This window comes from Parapedobacter sp. (genome assembly GCF_035556095.1).
Lineage (GTDB): Bacteria > Bacteroidota > Bacteroidia > Sphingobacteriales > Sphingobacteriaceae > Parapedobacter.
This window is the reverse complement of record NZ_DATMFT010000011.1, coordinates 116682-140152: the sequence shown is the minus strand read 5'-3', so window position 1 is coordinate 140152 and position 23471 is coordinate 116682. Positions and strand designations below refer to the sequence as shown.

The following is a 23471-nucleotide window of genomic DNA, read 5'->3' as shown; positions in this document are numbered from 1 at the left end:
GCGGTCAGCCGCCAATTTTCCGATGACCTTCACCACCTGATCAAGGCACTAGCCCACGTAAATCCGGAGCCGAAGGCTGCCAAGCAGACGAGGTCGCCGGGGTTGATTTTCCCTGCCTCCCACGCTTCGCAAAGCGCAATGGGTATAGAAGCTGCGGTCGTATTCCCGTATTTTTGGATATTGTTGAAGACTTGGTCGTCTGATAACCCTAATAATTTCTGCACATATTGGCTGATTCGTAAGTTGGCTTGATGGGGTATCAAGAGGTCGATGTCATGCTCGGAGAGTCCATTGGCAGCGAGGGCTTCCTTAATAACTTCGGGGAATTTGATAACCGCCTTCTTGAATACCGCTGGTCCATCCATGTACGGTAGGGCGGCGCCGCTTTCTAACTGATCGGATGTAAGGAAAAGCCCACCCAGTTCCTGTTCGGGGAACGGCTCAGCGTCGCTTAGCCATTTGTTGGCATGGGCGCCAGGGTAGTACATCGCCAATAGTTCGGCATCTGCGCCGTCGCTGTGGAGGTGTGTGCTAAGTATGCCTTTACCCGCTTCTTCGATAGGTTGAAGCACTACGGCTCCGGCGCCATCGCCGAAGATCACCGATACATTGCGGCTCCGGGTCGCGAAATCCATGGCGAAAGAGTGTTTTTCGCTACCCACCACCAGGATATTCTTGTACATGCCCGTTTTTATGAACTGGTCGGCGACCGATAAGGCGTATACGAATCCCGAACATTGATTGCGAACGTCCAGCGCCCCTACTTCGCGCATGCCCATTTCACGTTGCAACAATACGCCGCAGCCTGGGAAGTAATAATCGGGGGTTAATGTGGCGAAGATGATGAAATCGATATCGTGGACTGTTGTGCCAGCCCGTGATATAGCCATATTTGCGGCTTCTATGGCCATGGTCGTGGTGGTTTCATCGTATCGGTCCGCAAAACGGCGTTCTTGTATACCTGTCCGCTCGCTGATCCACTCATCGCTCGTTTCCATGAAACGGGTCAAATCCGAATTGGTATACACATTGCTTGGCACATACATGCCGATACCTGCTATCTTCGATTGATACATATGAAGCTATTTAAACCGGGTTCTTTGATGCAATTTTACGGAAATTTTATAAAAAGACGTAACTTTGGCGGATGACGGTCGAAACGCAGGAAGAAACCTTTACACTAGATCAGATATTGGCCGCTGTAACCCCCGGTCATCGTTTAATTCTATGGAATGACGATACCAATACCTTTGATCACGTCATCAATTGCTTGGTTAAGCATCTCCAGTACACGGAAACGGAGGCTGAAGATATCGCATGGAAGGTACATAACGAAGGGAAATGCGCGGTGTTGGAAGGAAGTTACACGGAGGTGGAGGTGTACCGGAAAATACTTAAATCCGAAGGTCTCACGGTAAGTGTAGAATAACGGCTCATACCAAGGTAACAATGTACGTGAAGCAGTGGCCCAGCTGTAATAAAGCGGTTACCATCATGATTAGATTGCAATAAAAGCACAATCTTTGCGGCCGATACGCAGGTACTATTATTTAGAAAACAAACAGATGAACGCTTCACGTACGATGAGGGAGATGAAATACATTGGGTTATTGCTGGCTTTCGCTTTGCCTTTTGCGGTGTCTGCACAACAGACATCCGGTAGGGTGTCCGCAGTGGTGATTGATGCCGGAACGAAAGAACCTATCGGATTCGCCAGTGCCGCGCTGCTTACGCAAGCCGCCAAATCACATGTGGCAGGGATGCAAACCGTTGATGATGGCAAGATCGTGTTTAACGATGTCGCTCCGGGCGTTTATGCCATTCGGGTTTCGTACGTTGGTTACGACAGTTACTTGAAAGAGGATGTGCGGGTGGAAGCCGGTAAACACGTTGATTTGGGAGACCTACCGTTGAAGGCCACGGGGGAGGTGCTCGAAGAAGTTGTGGTGGAAGGTACGCCGCCACCGATGCAGTTGGGTATAGACCGCAAGATATTTAACGTTGCACAAAGTACCCTGAGTGTAGGGGGAACGGCTACGGATCTCTTGGCTAATGTACCTTCATTGCAGGTTGATATGGATGGTACGGTTAGCTTGCGTGGCTCCAGCAGTGTGCGTATTTTGATTAATGGGCGTGAGTCGGCACTGGCGGGCAGTGATGTGTCGCAATTCTTGCAGGCATTGCCGGCCGATGCCGTGGAGCGGATTGAAGTCGTGACCAACCCATCTTCAAAATACGATGCGGAAGGGCAATCTGGCATTATCAATATTGTATTGAAGAAAAACACCTATCTGGGTTTCAACGGATCGGTTAATGCCTCCGGCGGGTCCTATGATAATTATATGGCCGGCCTTAACCTTAATTTCCGCAACCGGAATTTTAACTACTACGGGGGGTATACATTTAACCGCCGGAATATGATAGGCGGAGGTGTGAATAATACCGAGATACTGAGTAATAATAGCCAAACCAATAACGTGAGCGAAAGCGCCCGGTTGGGGCTCAACCACAGCGTACAGCTGGGCGTCGATTATTACCTCGGCGAAAAAACACTCATTGGTTTGGCAGGTAACCTGAGCCTGCGCGGTAACGATCGCAACGAGGACCTATTTTACCAATACCTCAACCACCCCCAGCTATCGGGTAATAGTAGCAGGTACTCCCGCCAGGACGAAGACGATTTGGGGTATGAGGTCGCGTTGGATGTGAAACGCAGCTTCGAGCACGAAGGGGAGGAGCTGCTGGCTAACTTCGCGTTCGGGTATGATGGTGAAAAAGGGGTAAATAGGTTTAACCAAGACTATACTACGCCACCCGAGGAAATGTATGAGCTTATGCGTATCAATGACACCGAGGAAGATGGTAGAAATATCAATATCCAACTGGATTATGTACGCCCGTTTGGCGACAACCACAAATTTGAGGCTGGCTACCGCACGACGGTGCGCAGTAGTTTAGAGCACCAGTATTCACAAGTGGACTCTACGAATGGCCTACGCCCCGACTACCAGGTGAGCAACGACTTTGACATGACCAGTAGCGTACACGCACTGTATGCGAATTATCAGAATAAGCTGACCGAAAAGTTGGGTTACCAAGTAGGCCTCCGCGCCGAACAGGCCTATCTCGACACGGAACTTGGACTGCTTACGCCGGGCCTGTCTGAAGACGACCGTACCACAACGGGGCGGTTGGATTATTTCCGCCTTTATCCCAGTGTATTCCTAACGCAGGAGTTCGGTAATCAGAACCAGGTACAGCTAAGCTATACACGCCGTGTAAGCCGACCGCGTGGATGGCAGGTCAATCCTTTTGTAGACGTATCCGATAACCTGAACCACCGGCAGGGGAATCCGAATCTGTTGCCGGAAGATATCCATTCGTTCGAACTGGGCTATACGAAAACGTGGCCGTCGCTGTTGGTTACTTCATCTGTATACCATCGTATCGTCAACGATGTAACCCAGCCCATCATCCGTGAAGTGGACGATAATACAGGTGTCACCCTCATGCAGTGGCAAAACATCAGTCGGAATGAATCTACCGGCTTGGAGCTGATTTCACGAATAGACATATCCAAGAAGTGGGATGTTATGGCCAATGTGAATGCGTTCCACACGCGCTTCCAGGGGAGTGAGGAGTTTGATATCGATGAATCTGAAGGTTTCAGTTGGAACGGCAACGTGATGACGAATTATCGGTTCACTCCGATATTTTCGCTGCAGGCTAGGTTTGACTACCGGGCTCCCCGGATCATGGCGCAGGGAAAGATGATTGAAAATTATGTCATCGATGCGGGATTGAAGCTCGATGTGCTGAACCGTAAGGGTAGTATCATGTTCAATGCTCGTGACCTGTTGGACCAACGGCGGTTTGGCGGGTTTACCACGAGCAACGGCGTGCATCGGTATTTCGAACACAGGTGGATGCGGCGTACATTCACGCTATCATTCAGCTATCGCTTTGGCGACCAAAGCCTCAAGCGGGATGATCGCAAACGGGGTAACGAAGGTACGGAAGACTTCGGCAACGGAGGCGGTGAGCAGCAGTTTTAAAACAGCTGTTTCAGTTCTTCCAGGGTGTTGATGCTTTGTTTGACGTCTGGGGGTACTTCTGCGTTGTTGGGGTTGAAGTAGATGGCATCCATGCCTACATTCTGGGCACCCCGGATGTCTGCGTCTAAACTATCGCCTATCATGACGCTGTTTGTGATGGTTGTATTGGCATTACCGACAGCATGGTGGAAGATTTTCGGATGTGGTTTATGGAAGCCGACCACCTCGGATATAACAATCGTACTAAAATATTTTTTCAGGTCGCACGCGGTGACTTTAGTCTCTGAAGCATCTCCGAATCCATTGGAGATAAGATGCAACGTGTATTTCTGTTGCAGATGGGCGAGCGTTTCATGCGCGTGGGGGAAGAGATTCGTTTTCTGTGGGCATAACCGGAGGTAGTCTTCTTCGAAAGCAGTTGGAAACCATTTCGGATCGACTCCAAATTCGCGGAAGGTATCGGCGAACCGCGCAACACGGAGTTCTGCTTTGGTTATTTTACCATGATGATAAAGTGCCCATAGGCGGTGGTTATTCCGGTTATAGGTGTCGATAAACACCGTTGCAGACGCGATGCCGAAGCTGTTGAAACGATAGGTATCGAACAACTCCATTAGCGTTTCCGCAGCGTTCTTTTCGAAATCCCAGATGGTGTGATCTAAATCAAAAAAAATATCCGTTTTGCCTGCGTGTTGCATCAAGCAAAGATAGCTATTCTACCGGATATGGAACTTCCGCAACTGTTCGCGTATGTATCTGCCTGCCGGGGTGAGTTGCGCTGGTGTCCAATTGCCCGAAATGGGTGCGCCGGGAGCGAGTATGGCCGTGGTTTCATCCTTATCCGTGATGTTCCAATTCGCCCAGCTGAGTTGATGGTCTTCCATCCATTCCATCCAGCGTCCCGTTTTCTCTTCGTCAAATACACCGTCTCCGTTCGACTCGCCCACACCCCATTCCGTGACGATTATCGGGAGCCCGTTGGCCAGCGCCGTCTCTGCCTTCTTCCTGAGGTTGTCTTGATGGTGCGGGTCACTGGCATAGAAGTGGAAGGAGTAGGCTATATTGTCGTATCCGGTGATGGGGTCATTGGCTGTCACATCTACATCTTGGTCCCAATGGGGGCTTCCAACAACGATTATATTCTCGGTGTCGTATTTTCGGATCTCATCGATAATGGTAATGGAATATTCTTTGATGGTCTGCCACGATTGCCGCTCCGGTTCGTTCCATATTTCGTATATGATATTGGGTATACCCGTATATCGTTTTGCCATCTCGCCAAAGAAGGCTTTCGCCTGTTCAATGTTTCGGTCGGCGTTGTGGTCGTGCCAGTCTATGATTACGTAAATGCCGCGTTTAATTCCACGGTCGGCGATTTGTCTAATCAAAGCCATTTGTTTTTCGGGTTGCTGAAGATACCCTTCATCCGGTTCTATGGCCATCGATAGCCGGATGAGGGAAACATGGAAATCGTCGACCAGCCAATCCACTACGGCATCGTTATAGTACTTCCGTCCTTCCCATATGCTCCATGAGAAGCTTATGCCCCGTAGTTGGGGAGGCGCACCGTGTTGGTCAACGATACGATTGCCCACTGTTTGGAGCACGCCGTGTTGTGCGACGGGCGTTGCTATTGTGGGGGTTTCTCGACCGTCGGTCCGGCATGCACAAATAATCAGGCACAGTGCCAAGGGAATAGAAGTGTATAAAGCTTTCATTGAAGATGATTATTTATTGATGTCGGGTTCATTCGGTTACTTGTGGTAGCTGATACATATCCGGCATTTCATCGGCGAAATAAATGTAATCATTGTTTTTGAATGAAAGGAAGTCTGCTTCCGCGGGATGGCCTTTGTAGGGTGTCCAGAAGCTATCTTTACGGTTTGCCCATACAAGCACATAGGAAAGCCGGACAGGATGATGTTGAAGTGCCTTGAGTAATACTGCGGTGTACCAATTGGCTTGGCCGAGGTTTGAAAGTCCCGTTTCCGTAAGGGCAGCTACCTTCTGGTGTTGCTCGGCATAGTCGGATACGATTTTCATTTTTTGTGCGGCGATTGTCATGGTTTCGCTGGTCTGCAAGTCGCCATAATTGTCCATACCTACCAGGTCTACATAGGCATCGCCGGGGTAGTGCTCAAGGTACTGCGCTTCGGTATTGAAATTCCGGTCAGGAGACCAAGCGTATAAGAAATTGCGTACGCCCAATTCATCCCGTAGGTATGTGACCGTGAATTGGAACAATTGCTTGTACTCCTCTGCGGTGCAATGTGCGCGGCCCCACCAAAACCAGTCACCGTCAAACTCATGAAACGGACGGAATAAGATAGGAACTGGTTTTCCGTTGGCTCCGATGAGTGATTTGGCATAGTCAGCAATCGTTTTCAAGGAGTTTTTATAGACGTCATGGTAGTCGCCTCCGGGCAAGATGCGATGTACGGCCTTAATGGGTGAATCACTCCAATAGAAAGAACCGCCGGATACTGGATTCCCATAATGCCAACTGTACGTATTGATGCCGCCCCGATCATAAGCTTCAATGGTGAGTCGGCGGGCTATCTCTTTTTCGTAGCCAAACCATCCATTACTTGGGTCGAAGAATCCCGCAATGTGATTGAAATCGTGCCCATACACTGCGGGATACGTGCCCGTTACGTTTTTTACATCCGACCTTTCGGTTGAGACGGAAGGTAGGTGCTGTTCGTTTGCCCATTCCGTTCCGTCGTCGACGCCGCGCTTTGTGGCATCCTGGTGGCCGAAGAGGATGTGCGTTTCTGCTACCTGCTTCAGGTTATAGAAAAGTGCGGCGGTTTCGTCGGTTGCATTTTGATCTACTAACTGCAATTTTATTTCTGCAAGAGAAAGCTCCTTACTTTCGGCTGGCGGAGGCGTTGAATCCACCCGCTCTTCCGTTTGGTTAGCAATGGGTTCTTTGCCGCACGCCGCAGTAACAAAAAAACAGTAAAAATATAGACAGATTCGATTTGCCATCGAGTTTACTTTAATCCAATATGGTCTATGTATATAACACCCGACCAACCGGTGTCTTGGAGTATCAGGTCGTTCAAGGTGCCACTGATGCCAAGATCGGATTTTGCGATATCGAACGTGACCCATTCTCCTTCAATGATTGTAACCACGTGGGGTGCGCCCCATTGCTCATTGGCAATTACGTTGATTTTTTTTCCATCCGTGCCGGTCGTACCAAAGACAGAAAAGGTAACGAACGCGTATGAGCCGATCGTTGTTCCGTCGCTATGGAGCCGGAGACCGCCATAAGATCCGTCGTATGTCTTTTTTATTGCAGCCTCGCCGTTGCGGACGTTATCCTGATTATTGAAATCAACCGATTTAGCCGGCCAGCTCCAATCAGACCAACCGGGCGCTATAGCATCGACATAAATGGGTAGGGGAAGAGGATCTAGTGGTGGAAGGTCACCGAGGAGTTCCAAGGCGATTGTCGTTTCCACATCGATCAAGGGATGGGTAATTAGGGTAAGTGTGCCTTTGTTGGCTTTTTCGGGGACGACGATTTCTAGCTCCGTGTCGGTCTGGTTAGAAAATGCGGTAATCGTGTCTTGCATTCCTTTGAACAACACGCCTTTCACTAACTTCAATTCGGTGCCCGATAGGGTCAATGTCCCGCCATGAGCTACGGGGTTTGGTGAGAGCGCTGTTACGGTTGGTAATACGACCTGTAGTGGTGTTTCACTTTCGACGGTTATCCCTGAAAATGCGATAAGTTCGAAACTCCCATTGTTCACACCATTGGGTATCGACAGCACAATACCTTCCTCCGTTTGGCTAATAAACGTTTCAATCGGTTCGGTGAGTCCAGTGAAAAGTACGCTTTTAACCAAATCAAGATTGGTGCCCAATATCGTCAGTTCATCGCCATGGCGCACAGGAGATGGTGTAAAAGATGAAGGTGAAGGAAGGATTACTTCCAAAGGTGTTTCACTTTCCAGCGCAATGGGTTCGGTGCCACCACAGGAGAAAATCAAGTGTCCAGTTTGTGCTTCCAGCGGGACACGAACTACCAATTCCGTGCGAGATTGGCTTTCAAATTCGTCAACAACCGCACCACCTTCGAAAGTTACCGCGGATATCCAATTGAGGTATTGGCCCTCAACGATGATTGTTTCACCGGGTTTCACCGTTTCGGTTATCGACGTTATTTCGACGGGTACACTAAGGTTGAGGGGCGACTTGGACACAATATCCCCTGCTGATGTTTTCAGTGTAACCAAGCCGTGCTCGGCCGCTATGGGGACCGTAACGACAATCAATTCGGCGGTGTGTTCAACAAAATCAGCACTTGGGATGCTCGCACCAACGAGGTCGATGGCTGTCACCTTATCCAAGTTATTTCCGATAAACCGGATTTGCTCACCGTGCCCTACACCGGCGGGGCCGAAGCTAAGCAATTCCACGGCGGTGGATGTAACTTCTTTTTTCTCGCAGGCGCCTATTGTCAGTAGGGTAACCGTTGCCAAACAGGCAACCATCATCCTCATGGGTATTATCAGTTTCATCGTCTTCGTGTTTTAGGTGTCATTTGCTTTTATTTTCGTCGATTTTGGGCACAATCCGGAAATTGTCGAACGCAATGTCACAATCCAAATCGCCTGGACCGTGGATCAATATCCGCGTCCAGTATCCGTTTGGATTGACGACCGGCGTAGTGCCAAGGTCTTTGTAACTCTGCATTACCACCTCATACGGAATGGCCACGGTCTGCCATTTGCCGCCTGTGTCGAAGGGTGGAGCCCATTGGTAGGCGTCGTTGACTTCACTGGGGAGACCAAAATTGAATTTGATCATGTTGTTGTTATAAGGTTTCAACGTATTGATCTCGAATTTCAGGTAATAATTTTCCGGTTTGAGAATCGCTTCATCGGGAATATTCTTACTGATATCGCCCATGGCGTCGGCGGCCCCTCCCGCTACTTCCGTCCATGCCCACCCCGAGATTGCGCGGGTTACCCGTATGTAGTTGCCATTGATGGCGGGCGGATCGCCGGCCCCCGGATTGGTGACCACAAATGCGGCGTTCCACCAACCGGTGAATGGATCGCTGCTGAGGATGATGTTCCGACCATCCCTAAACCAGAAATCGGACGGCGTTTGCCCGAAGTTGGTTTCGACGGTGATTGGCCCCGGCTGTGCTCCTTCTGGGATTCGCACCTCCAGCAAGTCGTCTTCAACAGAAACCAATTCGCCCACGGCACCACCTGTGAAGGTGACCGTGAGGGGCTCGTAAAAATAGTTGCCCCGAATGGTGGCTACTTCCCCTGCGAGAGCATATTCGTTGTTGATGGAGTTGACGTGTGGCTCACTGATTTGCACTTCAAATTCATGCTCCAAGGTATTTCCATTGGCAAAAACGATACGCATTTGGTTGGTGATGTCTAAGGGGACTAAACTGGGTACGCTGACCAGTATGCTCGTGTTGGTGATGTATGTGGTGGTCAGTACGGCTTGCCGGTCATTGAACCAGATTTCGCGCGCACCACCGAGGTTTTCACCTACAATGGCAATGAGGTTGCCCTGGCCAGCACCAATCAACAGTGAATCTGCAGACAGCGGGTCCGTTATCCGTATGTATCTGATCCTTGGGTCGCCATTATTTGGAAGGTCGGCTTCGGAGCACGATGTATAACTCCCCACCATCGCTATCGCAATGGCAAGGAATAGTAGCTGAGTATATATCGATTTCATTATCATTCGGTTTTATCTGTCACTATTTGTTGAAATAATCCACTGGCGGTTTTCTTAAATTGGGTGCCTGGCTCAACTCTGCCGTGGGGATGGGCAAGAGGAAATTGCCCGCATTGGCATCGATGTTCCTGATATCGACTTCTACCCAAGGGGTTTTCGTAAATGTCCACGACGTGGGGTTCGGGAATTGGTCGGGCGCAACAAAGAACCGTTCACGGTCCTGTCCATTCAATATTTCATACGCTTTGGTAGGATTATAATAGTGTAAGCTTACCAAATCGTACCACGCCATACCTTCCATGGCGAATTCAATGAAGCGCTCCTTGAGAATCACATCCAGCGTGAGCGGGTCTTCAAACGGCGGTAACCCTGATCGTGTATGTACCTTATTGAAGTATTCGAGTGCGGTAGCATCTGTGGTGGAGGCGCTGTTGCCTAGTACGGCTTCAGCATAGATAAGATAAATTTCTGCCAATCGTTGCATGTAGGTGTCATGTCCGTAGTTTTGGGATGCCGCTTGGCCGCCCACGTCGTCCGCTTTACCGGTAACGTATTTCTTGATGGATACGAAATTGACATCGGTACCGGTAAACGGGAATACGAGTTCTTGCGAACCGCCGGGAATGGTCTGCGTAATTTCGGGGTAATGCGCACCGGGCAGCATGAACGTTGCTTTGAGCCGTTGGTCTAATGTGCGCCCCTCCATGCCGTTTTCTGTAGGTGTGATGCCATCATATAAGGACATCATCCACCATGTGGCCCCTTTATCGCCGCCCCAGCCGTCGCCATTGGCGATATCGCCGCTATAGGCGAGGTATGCCGGGGTTGAATTCTGGATGCCCCAAGCACCGGGTGCGAACGCCCATTGCAGTGAGAATATCGACTCGGCATTGTTGTCGTAGGGATACAGGAACAGGTCGGCATAGTTTGTCAGCAAGGAAGCCCCACTGAGGCTAATGACCCGCTCGGCATAATATTTTGCGCTGTCGAGGAAGACTTGGTCGCGGGTGCCGGCACCGCCCGACACTACGCCCGCACGGGTGAGGTAAAAACGGGCTAACATCCCTTCGGCCGACCATTTGGTGAGCCTACCCGGGCGAATAGGCTCGTCGGGTAAGTGTTCTGCGGCAGCCCGCATTTCGTCAGTGATGAATTTCCATACGCTTTCGGGCGTATTCCGTTGGATGGTCGTGTCGGAAAGGAGCGTGAGGTTATTTTCAATGATGGGTACAGCGCCCCAGTTCATCACCAGGAAACGGTAGGCTAGTGCACGCATAAACCGGGCTTCTGCAATAGCCAATTGCTTGATTGTCGGTGAGACGCCCGAGCCGGCATACGTCTGAATGTTTTGAATAGCCAGATTGGCTTGGCCGACTACGATGAAGAATGAACGCCAAGCGGCCCCATTATCGGGCGTGTCGCCAGTTGTATTGAAGAGCACATTACCGCGGTCATTGTAAGCGGAATATGCCGTTCCGGCACGGAAGTCCCCCAAGTTGTACGAGGCTTTATCGTTGTAATCAAACCATACCTTGCTATAGAGTAGTGCGGTGGCCGCCAATACCTGGTCGTCTGTTTGGTAAAAGTTGGCGTCCACGATGGCGTCCGTAGGTGGCTTTTCGAGAAAGCTGTTGTTGCAAGCGGAAAAGGCCAATAGGACGGTGGTCAGTGCTACGCCGATAGGAATATGTTTAGTAATTGTCATGATCGTCGGATTTAAAAACTTAGTCCTAAACTGAATGAATAGATGGGGGTTAACGGGTAGCGGCCGAAGTCCAAGCCGATTGCTTGGTTTACGTTGCTGGCATCCCGCCCGATGTAGGCACCCACTTCAGGGTCGAATCCTGAATATTTGGTAAACGTAGCGACATTTTGTGCGCTGAACGACACTCGTATGCTTTGCAGGACCTTCTGCGTTGCGAGTAATGACGGGGGCAGGTTGTAGCCCAGGGTAATGTTTTTGATACGGATATAGGAGCCGTTTTCCACCCACTTGTCGGTGTGGCGTTCGTAATTCCCATTAGGTCCGTGTGAAATCCGTGCCACATCGGTATTGGGATTCTCGAGCCGCACCACACCGTCCTCACCCGTGATAGGCCTTGCATAATCCATCGCATGTATCATGAGGTTCCTACTCAGGTTGATGTTATTTGGGTTTGAGTTTACGCGGGCGATGTAGTTGTAGATATCGTTTCCAAATGCACCGGTGAATAGGATACTCAGGTCGATACCTTTGTAGCTGAACGAATTGGTAAATCCTGCAAAGAATTTGGGGTACGGATTGCCGATGTAGGTTTGGTCATACACGTCGATGATGCCATCGGGTGTACCCTCGGGGCCGCTGATGTCTTTGAATTTGACATCGCCCACCCAAATGTTTGCCTCATTGGTGGGCATCCGGTTGCCATTGTTGTCTGCCGGTACGGCACTCTTTTCGATTTCCTCCACCGATTGGAAGATACCTTCTTCGATATAGCCAAGGAATTGCCACGGTGCCACGCCCACCACCGATTGCTGGGTCCAATCATCCAGCCACCAGGATGTGCGGTTTATTTGTGCGGCATCGGAATAGAATTTTTCAATCGTGGTCTTAAATCCTGAAATATTGAAGTTGGTTTCCCAGGTAAACTGGTCATTCCTGATGTTTGTGGTATTCAGTGTGATCCCCCATCCTTTATTCTGCAGCGACCCGATATTCACTTGCGGAGCGGCTACCGCGCCTGTGCCGTTGGTACCCATATACCACGGCAGCGGATTTTCCATCAACAGGTTGTCGGTGTTTTTTATGTAGTAGTCTGCCTCTAGTTGGATACGGTTCTGCAGGAGGCCTATATTCAGGCCGTAGTTGTAGGTGAGAGTTTCCTCCCATTGTAATCCCGGATTGTTATACCGGCTAGGTAAGAAGCCCGTGCCAGTCGGTGTGGCCCCCGGAGACATGGGTGAGTAGATGTATCCACTGCCACCCTGATTTCCGGTAGTTCCGGTTTCAAACCGCAATTTCAATTCGCTGATGGCAGGGATATCGAAGAACGGTTCTTGTGAGATGCGCCATGCTGCCGATACAGAGGGGAATATACCCCATTTATTATCCTGTCCGAAATTCACCGAACCATCGCTACGGATGGTGCCCGAAACGATGTATCGGTCGGCATAGTTGTAGTTTATCCTACCCAAGTACGATTCCATAGCCCATTTGCCCGAGCCACCGTTGGCCGATGCTGTTAGCGGATCACCCGCTTCCAGGTCGAGGATATCATTGGTAAGGAATCCCGTACGTCTACCGCCTAGGTTTTTCCAAGTGGATTCCTGTGCCTCATGGGTAACCATTACATTGAAGTGGTGGTCGCCAAGCTGTTTGTTGTATTCCAACAGTTGGTTCCAATTCCAATACGTGTTGAGGTTGGCCCGGCTTTGCAACGAAGCGGTCGCATTCTCGGCCCAGCCGATTTTGTAAACCGGGATGTAATACGACGAATTCGAAAAGCCGAAGTTGGTATTGAATGACGATCTGAACTGGAGCCCTTCGATCAGATTGATGCCTAAGTTAATTCCGCCGATAAATTGCCGCCTAACCAAGTTGTTGGTCGTCAGGCTAGCGATGGCAAGTGGATTGACGGGGGCAAAATTATTGGCCCCATTATTTTCGTCGCCGCCGCCCCATGAGCCATCCAGGTTCTTTACCGGGATTTGCGGTGTCAATCGCAAGGCATTGGATATGATGTTTTCCTGACTTGTCGTGAGGTTTTCATCGGTTTGGCTGAAACTGAGGTTGGTGCCTATGGAGAACCAGTCACGGGGTTTCGTATCGACGTTGAGCCGGGTGCCATACCGGTCAAACCCAGATCCTGCGGCGATGCCTTTTTGGTTGAGGTATTCACCCGAGAGGTAATAGGTGGTTTTTTCATTTCCGCCGCTAAGGCTCAATTGGTGTTTGTGCATCGGCGCGTTTTTGAATAACTCCCGTTGCCAGTCGGTACCTGAACCCAAAAGCGAGGGATCAAGAAATTCGAGTGGCGTTTCGCCTCCGGCTATTTCGTGGTATTCACCCACCATTTGTGCGTATTGCCGCAGGTTCATCACTTCCATCCGGGGCGGAGCCGTTTGGATGGTGTACTGGGCACCGTAGTCGATTTTCGTTTGTCCCGCTTTACCGCGTTTGGTAGTGATCAATAGCACACCGTTTGTGGCCCTTGATCCATAGATGGCCGTGGCGGATGGCCCTTGCAGTACTTGGATATCTTCGATGTCGGCGGGATTAAGCCCGGCCAACGGATTGGATGAGCTTTGCTCGCCGAAAGAAACCGCTTGGCCGGCGATTTGAACCCCATCGATTACGTAAAGCGGTTCATTGGTACCGTTAATGGAATTTATGCCTCTGATATTTACCGATATCCCGCCGCCGGGTTGGCCCGAGTTTTGGGTAATATAGACGCCCGCTGCACGGCCTTGTATGGCTTGCTCGATGGTCGTGTTTACCGTTTTTCCGATGTCGTCCGCCGTTACTGTGGTCTGTGCGCTGGTGAGGTTGCCGCGCTTGTTCGTGCCGTACCCAACCACGACTACCTCTTCTAGTGAGGAAGTGGCGCTCAATAACACCACATTGACGATGTTACGGTCGCCGACGGCTTCCTCAACTGTTTGCATACCTAAGTAAGAGAATATGAGCACAACATTTTCTGTGGGTACCGTCAATCGGTAGCCGCCGTCGTTTGCCGTGGAGGTAGATTGTAATTGGCCTTTCACACTGACGGAGACCCCGGAGAGCGTCGCTCCAGACTCATCTGTTACGGTTCCGCTCACCAAGCGCTGGTTGTTGCTTTGGCCGATAGCTAGCTGTACAATGGCTATGGCCAAGAAAAGCAGTCCTGCGTTTTTTAATAAATGTGGAATCATAAGGTTAAAAATTGGTGGTTAAACTGATATCAAATGTATGTTGATTTTTGCGCTTGTGTTAATACTATTTTTGCCTATTGTTGTTAAAAACAAACAAGGTTGTGTAATTACCCAATCAACCGGATCAGCTGTAGGCAGCACCGGCTATTGTGGTAGGGGCATTTCCAAAGCCCCGCTTTGTCCTCGTATGCCATTACCTGCCCGTTGGCATCCCGCCCCCAATACCATTCGCCGTTTTGATAGTCGATGAGGTGTTTCTTAGTATATTGCCATATCCCCGAGGCTGCTGCCAGGTACTTGTCATCTCCAACCAATAGCCCGGCATGGTAGAAGCCCACCAATGCTTCGGCTTGCACCCACCAATGTTTCTCGGCGACCAGCGTATTTGTAGCGGCGTTGAATTCATAGAGTAATGCGCCCGATTTGTCGAGCCATTTTACGCTTGCCGAAGCTAAGCGTAGCGCTAGCGTGCGTACGGTATCGGTGAGTTGCCCGTCGTTAATGGCACGTGCTGCTTCGCAGAGCAGCCATGAAGCCTCGATTTCGTGGCCGAAGGAACGGAGGGATGACTTCGCTTGCCAGTGTTCATCGAAAAATAAGGTCAGGTGGCCGTGCTGATTGATAAAATGCTTTTCGAATAGTTCGAGTATCGCCGTAATCCGTTGTTTTAGGATGTCGTTTGGCCATATTTCATATAAGTTTGTAAAAGCTTCCAACACGTGGAGATGTGTATTCAGGGTTTTCTTTTCATTGTCGTCTTTCGCACTAAGGCTCAGGTGCGTGGTAGGCGACCAGTCCCTACCGAACGCCTCGATGTACCCGCCATGGCAGTTGTCCCAGCTGTATTTTTCAATGACTTTATATAGCGCTTCGGCGAGGGCCAATACCATGTTATCGTTATTGACTTTATAGTATTCTGCCAACCCGTAAATGGCGAATGCGATGGCGTAGATCTGTTTCCGGCTGTCGGCCGGATTGCCATCGGGGTGTACCGACCAATATACACCGCCATATTCGGTGTCTACCATGTGCTGCTGGATATACCGAAAAGCGATGTTTGCTAGCTCTAGGTACCGGGGTATGCCGGTATGGCGGTATCCTGCCGAGAAGGCCCATAAGATGCGTGCATACATTACCGAGCCCGAAGCGGCAGTGCGATGGCGATTGTCTGCGTGATCCACTTTCGGGTAAAAGCGAGCGTTGGCATGGTCAAACACCGTATCGCTCCAATAATCCAATATGCGTTCGAGCTCAGATTCGAATTCAATGGCCTTCAAACCGGGCGCCGCTATGTTGCTCAATGCGTTCATTTTTCCGGGTGAGTTTTTGGATGTTTTCTACAGAAAAGGCCGAAAAAAACCGGTCTTCGGGTGTGTTTTTGGCATAGTCGACCAATTGTGCTATTGAACTGATTGCCACGTGCATCCGCGTATCGGACGAGGCGTAGTAGATAAAAACTTTACCGTCGTTGTCTGCAATCCACCCGTTGCAGAAAACAACGTTGGACACGTCGCCAACGCGCTCATCGCCCTCCGGCGCCAAAAAATAACCGCCCGGTTTGTGGATAATCCGTGAAACATCATCGAGTGCTGTCATAAAGAGGTACAGCACGTACCTTAGCCCGGCGGCGGTATGGCGTACGCCGTGTGCTAAGTGTAACCATCCTTCGGGTGTTTTCAGTGGTGCAGGGCCCTGTCCATTCTTGGCCTCATATACGGTGTGGTATTGTTTGGCGTCGATGATGCACTCGTCGTGCACCACGGCATTTTCCATGCGCTCCGTCAGCGCGAAGGCGATCCCGCCACCCTTGCCGGCTTCAATAAAGCCATCTTGGGGCCGCGTATATAGTGCATATTTACCGTCCACGAATTCGGGATGCAACACCACATTGCGTTGTTGTGGCGAATTCGTTTTCAGGTCAGGGAGCCGTTCCCATTGGGCCATGTCGCGCGTGCGGATGATGCCGCATTGCGCAATGGCGGCAGACTGATCGGATTGGGGTGCGCTGGGATCGCGGCGCTCGGTGCAGAACAGGCCGTAAATCCATCCATCTTCGTGTTGTGTGAGCCGTATGTCGTACACGTTCGTATCGGAATCGGCTAACCGCGGGATGTCGATGGGATATTTGCGGAAGCGGAAATTATCGACACCATTGGGGCTCTCCGCAATAGCAAAGAAAGATTTTCGGTCGGTGCCTTCTACGCGGACCATGAGTAGGTACTGCCCCTGCCACTTGATAGCACCAGCATTGAATGTGGCATTGATACCGATGCGCTGCATGAGGAATGGGTTGGCCAGCCGGTCGAAGTCGTACTGCCATTCCAACGGTGCGTGTGCAGCCGTGAGTACCGGGTGCCGAAACCGCGTGAATATCCCGTTATCCGGCCATATGGCTTCGTTTTTCCGGCTGAGAAGTTCCTTATGCCTCTCCATGAGGGCCGCCTTTTTGGCTTCGAAATCAGTTATTGACAAGGACACAATCGTTATATTGACTAATTAATTTTCCAGTTTGTTCCACCACGTTTTCTTCAGCGTAAAGGCGATCACCGCCAGCAGCGCGACGGTAACCAGCAGTTCCGTTTCCATCATCAGCACAAGGTACATGGGCAGGATGGTAAGACACAGTTGCCCGATGATGCCAAGTACAACATTGAACATATCCCGCTTGAAATGCTTGTTGCGTACAAATGTGGGATCTTCGGCGGCGACCATCAATCGGATGGGTTTCCAGAAACCCCAGGGTTTTACCGTGCGGTAAAATTCCTTCAGCACCTCGGTGTCGGTAGGTTTGGTGCATAGCGAACCGATGATAGCCCCGGCCAGTGACAAGGCAAAAAGTAATGGGAAATAATATAAATCGAGGAAGTCGAACAGCAGGGGGAATACCAATGCAGGGACGATACCTGCCAGCATACCCCAGAAGAAGCCTGAAGCATTGAACCGCCACCAGTACCATTTCAGCATATTGGCAGCGATATACCCACCGTACAGTGCCGATACAATCCATTGCAATATGCTGTTTACGTCTTCCGCAAAGAAACCCAATGAAATGCCGATGATGGCGATAACGATGCCGGCGATGTAATTGGTGTTGCGGATTGCCCTGTTTGAGGCTTGTGGATTGACGTATTTGAGGTAGATGTCGTTAGTGAAGTAAGCCTGGGCGGCATTCAGCGTGCCGGCAAAGGTACCCATGAAAGCTGCCATGAGGCCTGCCAGCAACAGCCCCATCAGGCCTACGGGTACAAACTGGAGGATGGCCGAGGGTAAAATCCGCTCGAAATCGACGCCGGAAGCCGTTTGTAGATCAAGCTGGTCGTAATATAGGAGGCCTAACACGGCGAAGCCGATGACCATCGCATAGCGAATGGGTAGCAGCACCACGGAAACCAGCCCGCTCATTTTGGCGGCATCTTTCGGCGATCTTGTAGATAGGATTTTCTGCATATCGTAATTGGGTGCTGGACCGGCGAGACTCGCGAAAACGCCTTTGAACAGCATCATCATAAAGAAAATGGTGAATAGGTTGAAGCCGTCGCTTTGGATTTTGCCGTTTACCTCATCGATGATACCCGTCCAGTTGAGGTCATCCAGCGTCCATCCGAAAAACGGTGAGAGCCATCCGTCGGGCACATCCAGTGGTTTACTGGCGAGGTGTTGGGCAGCGATAATGGCGATAACAATGGCCGCCGCCGACATAATGGTGTATTTAACCACATCGCCAATGACGATACTGGTCATGCCTCCCAAAATGGAATAAAACATGGTGAGCAGACAGCATACCACCCCGTAAAAGTGCGGCACATACTGCGGGGCGACAGAGAATGGCAGATACGGCTCCACGCTGCTCCATGGAATGAAGATTTCGACAAATTTACCCAGTCCGATAAAGCCGTAAGCAAGGAAGCCGAAGCAGCTGATGAGTGCGAAGACAACCACGATGGTGTGTGACGCCGTCACGCCCTGCCCTTTGTTGCCGAAGCGTGTACCCAGCCACTCGGCACCGGTGGTGACATTGCTGCGCCGCAGCCACACCGAAAGGTACATCATCAGGAAAATCTGGTTGAACACCGGCCAGAGCCATGGTATCCAGATGCTTTTCATGCCATATACGAACGCCAACGTAACCATCCACATAGTTCCCGATATATCAAACATATCGGAAGCGTTGGACATGCCCAGCATATACCAGGGCAGTTTTTTGCCACCCAGCAAATAAGACTCTTTATCGCGCTGGGCCCGTTTTTTCAACAAGATGCCTAACAAGATCATGGCGGCCAAATAGACCAGGATGACGACGATATCGATGGTTTGGAGTAGCATGGATGATTAGGGCTTAGTCGGTTGGTAAATATCGAAGGGAGCGAGCCCGTCTTCGAAGCATATGATCGGCAGCCGGTAGAACTCACGGAAATCGTCGGCAGCGGGATGTGCTGGATAAGGTACATAATAATGGTTGGGGCGATTGATGGCGTTGCGCCACAGCAGTATCCACACCACAGGATAATCTTTGATAGCGGGGTAGAGCACCTGGGTAAACCAGTTGGCGTTAGGAATCTGTTCGTATCCCGTTTCAGTCACGGCGGCCGCCTTATCCCGTTCTTTCGCGACTTTCGTAAGGACACGTAAGCTATTGGCCATCCGCTTCACATAGGCGGCTTCATCGCCCGTGCAGTAGTCATCAAACCCCATGATATCCACATAATCGTCTCCGGGGTAACGCGCCAAGTAGTGCGCCTCGGATTCGATGGTACTGCTGGAATAGGCAAAAAGCAGGTTTTTTAGGCCATTTTTGTTGCGGAGATAGTGCACGGTGTATTGCCATAGCGCCACGTATTCCTGGGGGGAGCAAAATGCTTCACCCCACCAGAACCAACTTCCCGTGTGTTCATGGAATGGCCGGAAGATGATTGGAATGGCGGTTCCGTCGTCGGTTTTGAGCGTTTTAAAGAAAGCGGCCAATCGGCTGAGGTAGTTGTTATAGGTATCGTGGTGTTTACCGCCGGGGAGAATTTCTTTTACGCTATTTCGGGTCGTGTCCCATGCACTTTGCCCGTTTGTGGGATTGGTGGTGTGCCAACTAATGGTGTTGATGCCACCCCGGCTGTACGCTTCGATGATACGGGTGCGCATTAGGTTGAACGATACATTATCCAGATTGGCTGGCTTGCCGATTTCCAGGTGACCCACATCCCACCCATAAACAGCAGGGTATGCACCGGTGGTACTCTTTACGTCAGCCTTGTTCGGTTCGGCCGACCAATCCACCCCATATGCCGTAGCATCCTGATGTCCCAGTAGTATGTATTGGCCACTTAGTGATTTCAGTGCCGCCAGTAAAGCATTTGTTTCGGGAGAGCGGTCGGCAACCGTCGTACATGTGGCGAGGCAAAAAACAATAATCGAGGTACCAATTTGTTTAACAATGCTCATTACGGTTAATAATCGGGTTATTACAAAAGCAAACATACGGGATGTCTACTGTTCGAAAATAATACTTTTTTAGCGTTTTGTGATGAACTTCTTACAACTGCGATGTGATGAACATTTCTTTGCATGATTTATTGTTTTTTGATTCCATACGGTTATAACTTGTATTTCGAGGCAACTTTATCTAAGTTTGCCATACCATAAGTTTGCTACACCGATTATGAAACGCCCATGCTCCAGAAAATCACCCGGGAAGTAACGCCGCTTACAGAGAGCGATTGCTTCACGTTATTTTGGCGGATAAAGGACCATTTTGATTTCCCACTGCATTATCATGATGAATATGAGCTCAACCTTATCCTTAATGCCGAAGGTGCGCGGCGTATCGTTGGCGATCATGTAGCCCGTATCGATGACGTGGAGCTCGTGTTGGTAGGGTCTAACCTGTACCACGGTTGGTTTGACGATGCGTGCGAAAGCCGGAAAATCACCGAGGTGACCATCCAGTTCCACCGTAACCTGTTCAGTGAAGACTTTCTGCGCAAAAATCAGTTGAACTTTATCCGCAACATGTTTGACAAGTCGCAACAAGGTATCTTGTTCAGCCGCGAAACGACCCTCTCGCTCAAAGACCGGCTGATTGGCCTTAAAGCCAAGACCGGCTTCGACTCGGTGCTGGAGCTGATGGCAATTTTACACCGACTCTCCCAAGCCGACGGCATGAAGACATTGAGCAGCGTAGGTTTCGATGACCACCATGCGCGGTCTAACAGCAGGCGCATCATGAAAGTATTCGAATACTTGAACGAACACTACAGCGAGCCCATTGCCTTGGCCGATATGGCAGCATACGCCAATATGCACGAGGCCTCATTCAGTAGGTTTGTTAAAAAAAGTACAGGGAAGACATTTATCGATAGCCTCAATGAAATCCGGCTCGGGCACGCTACGCGACTGCTGATTGATACGAGCCGGACGATTGCGGAGATCGCTTATGATTGCGGATTTAACAACATTTCGAATTTCAACAGGATATTCAAACGAAAGAAAAATTGCACGCCGAGGGAATTCAGGGAGAACTTCTCGGGGGCGCGGGTTTATATTTAATCTCCCCGTGGGAGTTTCCTAATATTGTCATAATGTAACCTGTAGTTTGTAACTAACCGATGTAAATCGATACTTTTGTGATTGCTTTTCAGGAGTTTTGCTATGCGGAAGCCTTTGGTGTTGTTTTATTTCCTCGTTTTTTATGCCACGGCACAACTGGTTTGGTGGGGGGTGTTGCTTATTGAAGCCCAGCCCCACCGAAAGGTGATGATCATTGGTGAGGGTATATTTTTTATGCTGATTTTCGTTGTGGGAGCGCTTAAGCTAAAAAAAGCATTCGTACGTGAACATAAAATACAGCAACAGCAGCAGAATTTTCTTCTGGCGGTGACCCACGAGCTGAAATCGCCGCTTGCGTCTATTAAATTGGCTATCCAGACCATCCTCAAGCGAAGCTTGAGCGAAGAACAGCGTAACCAGTTCCTGTCTAATTCGCTGAAAGATATCGAACGGTTGGATGATTTGGTGGGAAATGTGCTTATTGCGACCAAACTGGAAAACCTGCGCTATAATTTCCCTAAAGAAGATATCAACCTCAGTGAACTCGTGAAGAACGTTGCCGGCCGTCTGCAGATCCACTCTTGTACCACACAAGTGATCAAAACCGAACTCGAACCCGGCTTGCAGATCGAGGGCGACCGATTTGCAATCACTAACGTGGTGACCAACCTGATCGAGAATGCCGTGAAGTACTCCCCACCATGTGCACACGTTTCCGTAAAGCTTGCCCAGGATAACGGTAGCGTGGTATTTAGCGTTGCAGACCATGGTATTGGGATTGCAGACAATGAAAAAAAGCTGATTTTCAATAAATTTTATCGGGTAGGTAACGAGGATACACGAAAGACCAAGGGAACGGGGTTGGGGCTATATATCGTGAAAACCGTGCTTGAACGGCATCGTGCACACATCAGTGTGAAAGACAATACGCCATCGGGAAGTATTTTTGAAGTTATGTTTCCGTTAACGAATACTGTTTTTTTAGCGGCAACGGAAAAAGCGATAAAGTAACTTTATCTAAGTTTAATAATCATTATGCAACAAACTAAGCAACGCATTCTATTGGTAGAAGATGAGGAGCACCTGTTGGACGCCATCAAGCTCAACCTCGAATTGGAAGGTTACCGCGTGTCTACAGCCACCGATGGGAAAAAGGCACTGAAGATATTTAAGGAAGAGCGGTTCAACCTAGTAATATTGGATGTGATGATTCCTGAGATCGACGGTTTCCAAGTGGCTGAAACCATCCGGTTGCAAAATACGGAAGTACCCATTATGTTCCTTACAGCGAAAAATAGCAGCGAGGATCGTATCACAGGACTCAAAAAAGGAGCGGATGATTACCTCATGAAACCGTTCAACTTGGAAGAGTTGATCCTGCGTGTAGGGATTTTGGTGCGCCGGGGAATGAAGGGAGATGACCTCAAAGAGCTCAATTCCTACCAGATTGGCGACAAAACCATTTACTTTAACTCGTTCGAACTCCATCACGCAGACGGTACGGTGACGTCACTGACCAAAAAGGAGACCATGCTACTTAAGTTGCTGATTGAGCGGCGTAATGAAGCGGTATCGCGGGAGCAGATATTGGAGACGGTGTGGAACTATGATGTGTACCCATCTACCCGTACGATTGATAATTTCATCCTTACCTTTCGGAAGTACTTCGAGCCCGACCAGAAACACCCGATATATTTCCATTCCATCCGTGGGGTAGGTTATAAATTTACCGACAATCAGCAAACATCATGATGACTTCCCGAGCACGTGCCATCGTGTTGGTACTTGCTTTTTTTTTGCTGGTGTGGGCAATCTACACCGAAGCGTACCAAGTTGCGGCGATGGTGGCGGGTGCCATGGGCTACCTAATCTGGAGCCATTACCGGGAAGGTACGGTCTTTATCGCCACGCAGGCTTTCCAGAAAAAGGATTATGAGAAGGCGCGGCTGCTGCTGGCAGATATCAGGAAGCCCGAGTACCTACGTAAAGGGCGGCGCAATTACTACGAGTTTATGTGTGGCAATATTGCCCTTAAGGCGGAAGACTACGTTGCTGCTGAGCGGCATTTCCAGATCGCTTCGCGGCTGCCTTTCCGCCGGCCGAACGACAAGGCCATTATTCTCGTCCATTTGGCTAACATTAATCTCCGTAAAAAAGACTACGAACGGGTACGGGCATATGTCGAGCTGGCGCGCAAGCTGGAAGTGACCTCCCGCGTAGCGCAAATCATTAATAAAATCGAAAACGAAATACCAAAAGAATAAG

The 23471-nt window shown here is 49.9% G+C and carries 18 protein-coding genes; 6 read left to right on the top strand and 12 right to left on the bottom strand.

Annotated features, from left to right (window positions below):
- Positions 1-29: 29 nt before the first annotated feature.
- Complete coding sequence (locus VNQ80_RS05385) at positions 30-1076, bottom strand: beta-ketoacyl-ACP synthase III (RefSeq protein WP_325636430.1); 1047 nt, start codon at positions 1074-1076, stop codon at positions 30-32.
- A 71-nt stretch (positions 1077-1147) separates the two neighbouring features.
- On the opposite strand from VNQ80_RS05385, the gene VNQ80_RS05380 reads away from it, so the two are divergent.
- Both VNQ80_RS05380 and VNQ80_RS05375 read left to right on the top strand, forming a co-directional pair.
- The gene (locus VNQ80_RS05380) at positions 1148-1429 is read left to right on the top strand and encodes an ATP-dependent Clp protease adaptor ClpS (RefSeq protein ID WP_325636429.1); all 282 of its coding nucleotides are present in this window, start codon (positions 1148-1150) and stop codon (positions 1427-1429) included.
- 136 nt (positions 1430-1565) lie between these two features.
- Positions 1566-4055 (top strand): TonB-dependent receptor domain-containing protein, encoded by a 2490-nt coding sequence (locus VNQ80_RS05375; protein WP_325636428.1) that lies wholly within the window; start codon positions 1566-1568, stop codon positions 4053-4055.
- Here the strand turns inward: VNQ80_RS05375 and VNQ80_RS05370 are convergent.
- The 11 genes from VNQ80_RS05370 to VNQ80_RS05320 all read right to left on the bottom strand — a co-directional run bounded on the left by VNQ80_RS05370 (position 4052) and on the right by VNQ80_RS05320 (position 20102).
- The gene (locus VNQ80_RS05370; RefSeq protein ID WP_325636427.1) at positions 4052-4753 is read right to left on the bottom strand and encodes a YjjG family noncanonical pyrimidine nucleotidase; all 702 of its coding nucleotides are present in this window, start codon (positions 4751-4753) and stop codon (positions 4052-4054) included. The genes VNQ80_RS05375 and VNQ80_RS05370 overlap by 4 nt on opposite strands.
- A gap of 18 nt (positions 4754-4771) precedes the next feature.
- Positions 4772-5773 (bottom strand): glycoside hydrolase family 5 protein, encoded by a 1002-nt coding sequence (locus tag VNQ80_RS05365; protein ID WP_325636426.1) that lies wholly within the window; start codon positions 5771-5773, stop codon positions 4772-4774.
- A gap of 28 nt (positions 5774-5801) precedes the next feature.
- The gene (locus tag VNQ80_RS05360) at positions 5802-7046 is read right to left on the bottom strand and encodes a glycoside hydrolase family 26 protein (RefSeq protein WP_325636425.1); all 1245 of its coding nucleotides are present in this window, start codon (positions 7044-7046) and stop codon (positions 5802-5804) included.
- A 5-nt stretch (positions 7047-7051) separates the two neighbouring features.
- Positions 7052-8590 carry a hypothetical protein gene (locus tag VNQ80_RS05355; protein WP_325636424.1) on the bottom strand — a complete coding sequence of 513 codons (1539 nt, stop codon included), beginning with the start codon at positions 8588-8590 and terminating at the stop codon, positions 7052-7054.
- A gap of 19 nt (positions 8591-8609) precedes the next feature.
- Positions 8610-9776 carry a glycan-binding surface protein gene (locus VNQ80_RS05350; RefSeq protein WP_325636423.1) on the bottom strand — a complete coding sequence of 389 codons (1167 nt, stop codon included), beginning with the start codon at positions 9774-9776 and terminating at the stop codon, positions 8610-8612.
- Positions 9777-9798: 22 nt separating this feature from the next.
- On the bottom strand, positions 9799-11481 hold the full coding sequence (locus VNQ80_RS05345; RefSeq protein ID WP_325636422.1) for a RagB/SusD family nutrient uptake outer membrane protein: 1683 nt from the start codon (positions 11479-11481) through the stop codon (positions 9799-9801).
- An 11-nt stretch (positions 11482-11492) separates the two neighbouring features.
- On the bottom strand, positions 11493-14669 hold the full coding sequence (locus VNQ80_RS05340; protein ID WP_325636421.1) for a TonB-dependent receptor: 3177 nt from the start codon (positions 14667-14669) through the stop codon (positions 11493-11495).
- A 107-nt stretch (positions 14670-14776) separates the two neighbouring features.
- Positions 14777-15979: an AGE family epimerase/isomerase gene (locus VNQ80_RS05335; protein ID WP_325636420.1), complete on the bottom strand. Its 1203-nt coding sequence runs from the start codon at positions 15977-15979 to the stop codon at positions 14777-14779.
- A complete protein-coding gene (locus tag VNQ80_RS05330) occupies positions 15933-17102 on the bottom strand; it encodes a glycosidase (protein ID WP_325636575.1) in 1170 nt (389 codons plus the stop codon). The genes VNQ80_RS05335 and VNQ80_RS05330 overlap by 47 nt, the downstream gene beginning before the upstream one ends.
- A 63-nt stretch (positions 17103-17165) precedes the next feature.
- A complete protein-coding gene (locus VNQ80_RS05325; protein ID WP_325636419.1) occupies positions 17166-18992 on the bottom strand; it encodes a sodium:solute symporter family protein in 1827 nt (608 codons plus the stop codon).
- Between the two features lie 6 nt (positions 18993-18998).
- Positions 18999-20102, bottom strand: a complete 1104-nt coding sequence (locus VNQ80_RS05320; RefSeq protein ID WP_325636418.1) for a glycoside hydrolase family 26 protein — start codon at positions 20100-20102, stop codon at positions 18999-19001.
- Positions 20103-20330: 228 nt separating this feature from the next.
- On the opposite strand from VNQ80_RS05320, the gene VNQ80_RS05315 reads away from it, so the two are divergent.
- The 4 genes from VNQ80_RS05315 to VNQ80_RS05300 all read left to right on the top strand — a co-directional run bounded on the left by VNQ80_RS05315 (position 20331) and on the right by VNQ80_RS05300 (position 23470).
- Entirely contained in the window at positions 20331-21206 is an 876-nt protein-coding gene (locus tag VNQ80_RS05315) for an AraC family transcriptional regulator (RefSeq protein WP_325636417.1), read from the top strand.
- 102 nt (positions 21207-21308) lie between these two features.
- Positions 21309-22217 carry a sensor histidine kinase gene (locus tag VNQ80_RS05310; protein WP_325636416.1) on the top strand — a complete coding sequence of 303 codons (909 nt, stop codon included), beginning with the start codon at positions 21309-21311 and terminating at the stop codon, positions 22215-22217.
- 24 nt (positions 22218-22241) lie between these two features.
- Positions 22242-22958, top strand: a complete 717-nt coding sequence (locus VNQ80_RS05305; protein WP_325636415.1) for a response regulator transcription factor — start codon at positions 22242-22244, stop codon at positions 22956-22958.
- Positions 22955-23470 carry a hypothetical protein gene (locus tag VNQ80_RS05300; RefSeq protein WP_325636414.1) on the top strand — a complete coding sequence of 172 codons (516 nt, stop codon included), beginning with the start codon at positions 22955-22957 and terminating at the stop codon, positions 23468-23470. The genes VNQ80_RS05305 and VNQ80_RS05300 overlap by 4 nt, the downstream gene beginning before the upstream one ends.
- Position 23471: the final 1 nt, after the last annotated feature.